Genomic DNA, 3,071 nt, shown 5'->3' on the forward strand with positions numbered 1-3,071 from the left:
GGGTCACGCGACGCGCGCCGCCGTCGTCGACCCCCTCCGGCCCCGCGGATGTGACCCGACGCCCCCGCCCCACCCGCAGATCACCGTTTCGGGTGACTTGTCGGAGGTCGCGGGTCGGTTCACCTCCGATAAGTCACCCGAAAAGCAGGGGGTTCGCGGGTCGTCTCGTCCGTCCCGCCGGGCCCTCGACGACGGCGGCGCGCCCCGCCCGCGCCCGGCCGTAGGCTGACCCGGTGCGCCTGATCCCGCTGGTCCTCCTCTCCCTGCTGTGCCAGCAGCTGGGCGCCTCCGTGGCGGGGCTGATGTTCGGGACCACGGGCCCGGCCGGGATGGTCGCCCTGCGCCTGGCCTTCTCGGCGCTGGTGCTGCTGGCACTCACCCGGCCCCGGATGCGCACGCTGGCCGGGCTGGCGCGGCGGGGGTGGGCCGCCGTCGTGCTGCTGGGGCTGACCATGGCGGGGATGAACCTGCTGATCTACGCGGCGTTCGACCGGATCCCGCAGGGCGTGGCCGTGACCTTCGAGGTGCTGGGCCCGCTCGCGCTGTCCGTGCTGGCGAACCGGCGGTGGCTGTCCGTGGTGTGGGCCGCGCTGGCGTTCGCGGGGATCGCGCTGCTCGGCCGGGACGGGTTCTCCGCGGGGATGGACGGGGCGGGGCTGGACCCGCTGGGCGTGGCGTTCGCCCTCGCGGCGGCCGCCTGCTGGGCCGGGTTCATCCTGGCCAACCGGCACGCGGGCACGCACCTGCCCGGCGTGCAGGGCCTCGCGCTGGCGATGGTGGTGGGCTCGGCGGTGGCGGTGCCCGTGGGGGCGGCCGCCGCCGGCCCCGTGCTGCTCGAGCCCTGGGTGCTGGCGGTGGGCCTGGGGGTGGCGCTGCTGAGCTCCTCGATCCCCTACGGCATCGAGATGCAGGTGCTGCGGACGATGCCCACGGGCCTGTTCTCCCTCATCACGTGTCTGTCCCCCGTGGTCGCCGCCCTCACGGCGTGGGCTGTGCGGGGGCAGCGGCTGGCCGTCCTCGACCTCGTCGGCATGGGGCTCGTGGTCCTGGCGTGCGCGGCGGCCGTGTGGGCGGCGGAGCGGGCGGCGCGGCCGTCCCGGCGCACGCCCCGCACGTCGTGAGCGGGCTTGCGCCCCGCGCGTCGTCAGCGGGCTTGCGCCCCGCGCGTCGTGAGCGTTTGGGGTGACCTGTCGGGGGTGCAGGGGCCCTGCACCCCCGACAAGTCACCCGAATCTCAGGGGCGGGGCGGGATCCTCACGCCCCTCACGCCCCGCGCCTCCCTCACGCCCAGCGGCGGACGGCCCAGCGCTCCACGAAGCCGAGCAGCCAGTCGGAGATCTTGCCGAGCACGGCCAGCAGGATGATCGCGAGGATCAGCCGGTCCGTGCGTCCGTTGTTCTGCGAGTCGGTCAGCAGGAACCCGAGGCCCATGGAGGAGGCGATCAGCTCGGCGGCCACGAGGAACAGCCACGCCTGGGCGAGCGCGAGGCGCAGCCCGGAGAACATGGCCGGCACCACGGCGGGCAGCTGCACCGTGCCCAGCAGGCGCACGCCGTGGTAGCCATACGCCCGCCCGGCCTCCACGAGGTGCGGGTCCACGTGGCGCAGCGCGGCGTACACGGTGGTGAACACGGGGAAGAACGCGCCGATCGCGATCAGCGTCACCTTGGACTCCTCGCCGATCTGCATCCACAGGATCAGCAGCGGCACCCACGCCAGCGAGGGCACCGCGCGCAGCGCCCCGATGGTGGGGGACAGCAGGGCGTCCGCCCACCGGGACAGGCCCAGCACGGAGCCCACGAGCAGCCCGAGCGCGCCGCCGATCAGGAAGCCCACGAGCACGCGCTGCACCGAGATGGCGATGTGGTGCCACAGGGGGCCGCGCGCGGCGAGGTCCACGGCGGCCTCGGCCACCCACGCCGGCGGGGGCAGCTGCACGCCGGAGAACACGCCGGCAGCGGTGAGCGCCCACCACAGCAGGAGCAGCAGGGCGGGGACGATCAGCCCGACGGCGGTCCTGCCGCCCGGACGGTCCAGGACTGTCATGCGTTTCCTCCTGCGGGGGTGGGGCGGGCGGCGGCGCGCTGCGCGAAGGCGGGCTCGACGATCTGCTCGATCGCCTGCTGGACGGCGTCGAGGCTACGGGCGTCCCCGGACTCGGCCATGATCGGACCGACGCCGTTCAGCGCCGTCGTGAAGTCGGCGCCGGGCACGGGCGAGACGTCCAGGTTGGTGCGCTCGGCGAGCACGGTGCGGGCGACGGCGGCGTCCAGCCCCGCCTCCTCGGCGAGGATCCGGGCGGTCTCGGCGAGGTTCGCGTCCGAGGCGAGCACCCAGGCGCGGGCCTGCTGGTAGACGTCGACGACGGTCTGGGCCACCTCGGGCCGCTCGTCCAGGAACCGCTGGGTCGCGTTGAGCACGTCGAAGGTGTTGAAGGGGAGGTTGCGGTAGAACAGCTCGGCGCCGTCGCGCTGCGCGTCCGCCATGATCGGGTCGAGCCCGCTCCAGGCCTGCACGGATCCGCCGAACAGGGCGGTGCGCCCATCGGCGTGCTGCAGGTTGAGGATTTCCACGCGCTCGCGCGGCACGTCGAACTCGCGCAGCGCCTGCACGAGGAAGAAGTAGGGGTCGGTGCCGCGCGTCGCCGCGGCCACGGAGCCGGCCAGCGCGGCGACGTCGTCCACGTCGGAGCCGGGGGCGCGGACCAGGGCGGCCCACTCGGGCCGGTTCGCGACGGCGATCGTGCGGATCGGCGTGCCGTTGGCGCGGGAGAGCAGCGCGGCCGAGCCGGCGGTGGAGCCCACCTCGATGGCCTCGGCGCGCAGGTTCTCGTTGGCCTTGTTGGAGCCGGCCGAGAACACCCAGTGCACGCCGACGTCGTCGGGGTTCAGGGCCTCGTCCAGCCACCCCTTGGCCCGGATCACGAGGGAGAGCGGGTTGTAGGTGGCGTAGTCGATGTTCAGCGTCCACGCCCAGTCCCCGCCGTCCACGGGGCCGGGGCGGGTCTGCTCGCCGGGCACCACGCAGCCGGCGGCGGCCGCGGCGCCGAGGCCGAGGCCGCCGGCCAGGAG

3 protein-coding genes are annotated in these 3,071 nt (G+C 74.8%); 1 reads left to right on the forward strand and 2 read right to left on the reverse strand.

Annotation, left to right across the window (positions count from 1 at the left end; genetic code table 11):
* Positions 1-233 precede the first annotated feature (233 nt).
* On the forward strand, positions 234-1,121 hold the full coding sequence (locus tag NWP10_RS11225; protein ID WP_258300963.1) for a DMT family transporter: 888 nt from the start codon (positions 234-236) through the stop codon (positions 1,119-1,121).
* 160 nt (positions 1,122-1,281) lie between these two features.
* Here the strand turns inward: NWP10_RS11225 and NWP10_RS11230 are convergent, their stop codons facing one another.
* Both NWP10_RS11230 and NWP10_RS11235 read right to left on the reverse strand, forming a co-directional pair.
* The gene (locus tag NWP10_RS11230) at positions 1,282-2,046 is read right to left on the reverse strand and encodes an ABC transporter permease (RefSeq protein WP_258300964.1); all 765 of its coding nucleotides are present in this window, start codon (positions 2,044-2,046) and stop codon (positions 1,282-1,284) included.
* Positions 2,043-3,071, reverse strand: a 1,029-nt coding sequence (locus tag NWP10_RS11235) for an ABC transporter substrate-binding protein (RefSeq protein ID WP_309137725.1), incomplete at its 5' end; no start/stop codon positions are given. The genes NWP10_RS11230 and NWP10_RS11235, both read right to left, overlap by 4 nt.

The organism is Micrococcus sp. HG099, assembly GCF_024723355.1.
Classification (GTDB): domain Bacteria; phylum Actinomycetota; class Actinomycetes; order Actinomycetales; family Micrococcaceae; genus Micrococcus; species Micrococcus endophyticus.